We start from the raw sequence: 3,810 nt of genomic DNA, 5'->3' as shown, positions 1-3,810 counted from the left end.
CCCCCCACCTTGCCAAGCCGCGCTTCGCAGGCCATCTCGCGCGGCCTATAAGCCCGCGTCGGCCCGGTCGGCCGGCGCAACTCTCCCGAAGGCGTCATGTCCCGCATCCTGATCACGTCCGCTCTGCCCTACATCAACGGGATCAAGCACCTGGGGACGCTGGCGGGCTCGATGCTGCCGGCCGACGTCTACGCCCGCTTCCAGCGGGCCCGCGGCCGCGAGACGCTCTACATCTGCGCCACCGACGAGCACGGCACGCCGACCGAGCTGGCCGCCGCCGAGCTCGGCCAGGACCCGGCCTCGTTCTGCGCCGAGCAGCACCGGGTGCAGCACGACCTCGGCCGCGCCTTCGGCCTGTCCTGCGACCACTTCGGCCGCTCGTCCTCGCCGCAGAACCACCGGCTCACCCAGCGCTTCGCCCAGACGCTGTGGGAGGCCGGCTTCATCGAGGAGCGGGTGACCCAGCAGGTCTATTCCAACGCCGACAAGCGCTTCCTGCCCGACCGCTACGTGATCGGCACCTGCCCGCACTGCGGCTACGAGGCGGCCCGCGGCGACCAGTGCGAGAACTGCACCCGGGTGCTGGACCCGGCCGACCTCCTGAAGCCCCGCTCGGCGGTCTCGGGCTCCGAGGACATCGAGATCCGCGGGTCGAAGCACCTGTTCCTGCGCCAGAGCCTGTTCGCCGGGAAGCTGCGCCAGTGGATCGAGGCCAAGCGGTCGTCCTGGCCCAACCTCGTCACCTCCATCGCGCTGAAGTGGCTGGACGAGGGCCTGCAGGACCGCGGCATCACCCGCGACCTCGAGTGGGGCGTGCCGGTCAACGCCTTCGAATGGGGCCCGAACCCGGAGGGGAAGACCCCGGACATCGAGGGCCTTGCGGGCAAGGTGTTCTACGTCTGGTTCGACGCGCCCATCGAATACATCGCCGCCACCTGGGAGTGGGCCGAGGCCCGCGCCCAGGAGGCCGGCCGCGGGCCGGCGCAAGACGCCGAGTGGGAGCGCTGGTGGCGCGGCGAAGAGGCTTCGGACGTCACCTATGTGGAGTTCATGGGCAAGGACAACGTGCCCTTCCACACCGTGGGCTTCCCCTGCACCCTGATCGGGGTGAACGAGCGGCTGGCCGCCGACGGCACCTGGACCACGGTGGAGGCGCGCCCCTGGAAGCTGGTCGACCAGCTCAAGGGCTTCAACTGGCTCGACTACTACGGCGGCAAGTTCTCCACCTCGCTGAAGCGCGGGGTGTTCATGGACCATGCGCTGGAGCTGCTGCCGGCCGACTACTGGCGCTGGTGGATCACCGCCAACACGCCGGAGACCTCCGACGCCACCTTCACCTGGGAGCAGTTCCAGGCGCAGGTGAACGCCGACCTGGCCGACGTCCTGGGCAACTTCGTCAACCGCATCCTGAAGTTCACCGAGAACCGCTTCGACGGCGTGGTCCCCGAGGGCGGGGAGCCGGGGCCGCTGGAGGCGAGGCTGGAGGACGAGGTGCTGGCCAAGCTGCGCGAGCTCACCGGCCACCTGGAGGACCGGGAGTTCCGCAAGGCGTCGACGGCGCTCCGCCAGCTCTGGGTCCTGGGCAACCAGTACCTCACCGAGGCCGCGCCCTGGACGGCGATCAAGACCGATCGCGACCGCGCCGCCGTGGCCGTGCGCTATGGCCTCAACCTCGTGGCCCTGTTCGCGAAGGTGTCCGAGCCCTTCATCCCCTTCGCCGCCGAGAAGATTGCGCTCGCGGTGGGGGAGGGGTTCCCGGGCCGCTGGCCGGCGCTGGACGGGGAGGGGCTGCTGCGCACGCTCGAGCCCGGCCGCCGCGTGCAGGCGCCCGAGGTGCTGTTCCGCAAGGTCGAGGACGCCCAGGTCGCCGAATGGGTCGCCCGGTTCGGCGGGGCCGAGGCGGCCTGAGCGGTTTCGCCGCGCGATTCCTTGGCGCCGGGCGGGGGTCCGTGAGACCCTCGGGGCCGGTCTTTCCAGCGTGAACCCCCGTCCAGCCGCACCCCCGGCCAGCCACGCCTGACCCCTCGTCCATGTCGACGTGGATGAGGGTGGCCGGCGGGCCTAGTGCGCCCGGTGCATCGCCTCTTCCTCCGGCCCGATGTCCAGCATGTCGGGCATGAAGGCGTTGTAGGCCGGCGTCTGGTTGAGGTCGACGACCGCGGTCCGGTGGCCCTCCCACATCATGTGCAGGGCCACGTAGAGCACGATGATCAGGCCGACGTAGCCGATCCAGCGGTACTTGTGCAGCAGCCGGGCGATCCAGCTCGCCGCCACGCCCATCAGCGCGATGGAGAGCAGCAGGCCGAACACCAGGATGCCCGGGTGCTCGCGCGCCGCGCCGGCCACCGCCAGGACGTTGTCCAGCGACATGGAGACGTCGGCGATCAGGATCTGGATGAAGGCGTCCCGGAACGACTTGGGCTGGCGCTTGGTCACCGCGCCCGAGGGCTCGGTGGTCGGGTCGGCGTCCAGCACCGCCTCGGCGGCGGCCTCCTCCGGCTCGGCCTGGTGGCGCAGCTCGCGCCACATCTTCCAGCAGACCCAGAGCAGCAGGAGGCCGCCGGCGAACAGCAGGCCGACGATGCCCAGGAGCTGGGTGGTGATCAGCGCGAAGCCGATCCGCAGCACGACCGCGGCGATCAGGCCGTAGAGGATCGCCTTGCGCCGCTGCGCCGGCGGCAGGGCGCCCGCGGCCAGGCCCACGGCGACGGCGTTGTCGCCCGCGAGCACGAGGTCGATCATCAGGACCTGGAGGAGGGCGGACAGCGCGCCCGGGCTGAACAGCTCTTCGAACATCCGGCCTCAATGCGTCAGCCGCGCGCGGGCTGCAACTGTTCAGGTCCTCGGGCGCGACGCCTCGTAGAGCGCCACGGCGGCGGCGGCCGAGACGTTGAGGCTCTCGAAGCCGCCCGGCATGGGGATCCGGGCGAGCGCGTCGCAGTGCTCGGCCACCAGCCGGCGCATGCCCTCGCCCTCGGACCCCAGGACCAGCACCGTGGGGGCGCCGTCGAGGGCGTCCGCCAGGTCCTGCTCCGCCGCGCCGGTCAGGCCCACGGCGCGCCAGCCGAGCTCGGCCAGCTCCTCCAGCGCCCGGGAGAGGTTGACCACCCGGGCCACCGGGATCTTCTCCAGGGCCCCGGCCGCGGCCTTGGCCAGCGCGCCGGTGAAGCGCGGGGCGTGGCGGTCCTGCAGGATCACGCCGGCCGCCCCGAACGCCGCCGCCGAGCGCAGGATCGCGCCGACGTTCTGCGGGTCGGTGACCTGGTCCAGCATCAGCAGGACCGCGCCGGGCTTCGCCTCCAGGTCGGCGAGGTCGGCCGGCTCCAGCGGCGCCGCGCGCAGGGCCACGCCCTGGTGCACCGCGCCCTGCGGCAGGTTCTGGGCGATCAGCTGGTTGTCGGCGGTCTCGAGGCCGGCGAGGCGGCCGAATCGCGCCTCGATCTGCCGGGCCCGCTCCGGGGTGACCAGCAGCCGCTGCGGCGCGCCGCGGGCCGGATTGGCCAGCGCCGCCTCCACCGCGTGCCACCCCCAGATCCAGTCTTCGGACGGCCCGTCGGACCGCCGCTGGAAGCGGTTCTGGGGCGGGCGTTTTTTCCCTTTCCGGGCGTCGTTGCGTTCGGGGTGCGAGGCCACTATAAGACGCGCTCCAAATTGGGGCCCCGGACGGGAAGCCTGCTCCAGGACGTTGCGTTCGGCGCTCTTAAAGCTCCTCGCATCCTTGGCGGAAGGCTTTTGTTCGAGGCTCTCAACGTGGCTCCGAGCGCGCGGGGGAATGTCCCGAGTGGCAAAGGGGGCGGACTGTAAATCCGC

General features: G+C 71.7%; 3 protein-coding genes. 1 reads left to right on the top strand and 2 read right to left on the bottom strand.

What is annotated here, in order from left to right; genetic code table 11:
- The first annotated feature begins 96 nt into the window (after nt 1–96).
- Nucleotides 97–1,908 (top strand): methionine--tRNA ligase, encoded by a 1,812-nt coding sequence (metG, locus tag V7Z97_RS19710; RefSeq protein ID WP_334165225.1) that lies wholly within the window; start codon nt 97–99, stop codon nt 1,906–1,908.
- A 153-nt stretch (nt 1,909–2,061) separates the two neighbouring features.
- On the opposite strand, the gene V7Z97_RS19705 is transcribed toward metG, so the two are convergent.
- Together V7Z97_RS19705 and rlmB are read right to left on the bottom strand one after the other, a co-directional pair.
- Nucleotides 2,062–2,796, bottom strand: a complete 735-nt coding sequence (locus tag V7Z97_RS19705; protein ID WP_334165222.1) for a TerC family protein — start codon at nt 2,794–2,796, stop codon at nt 2,062–2,064.
- A gap of 39 nt (nt 2,797–2,835) precedes the next feature.
- Nucleotides 2,836–3,633 (bottom strand): 23S rRNA (guanosine(2251)-2'-O)-methyltransferase RlmB, encoded by a 798-nt coding sequence (gene rlmB / locus V7Z97_RS19700; RefSeq protein WP_334165219.1) that lies wholly within the window; start codon nt 3,631–3,633, stop codon nt 2,836–2,838.
- Between the last annotated feature and the right edge of the window lie 177 nt (nt 3,634–3,810).

The organism is Phenylobacterium sp., from assembly GCF_036821595.1.
Taxonomy (GTDB): Bacteria; Pseudomonadota; Alphaproteobacteria; order Caulobacterales; family Caulobacteraceae; genus Phenylobacterium.
Note: the sequence above shows the minus strand (reverse complement) of the source record. Positions and strands in the feature narration are given on the sequence as shown.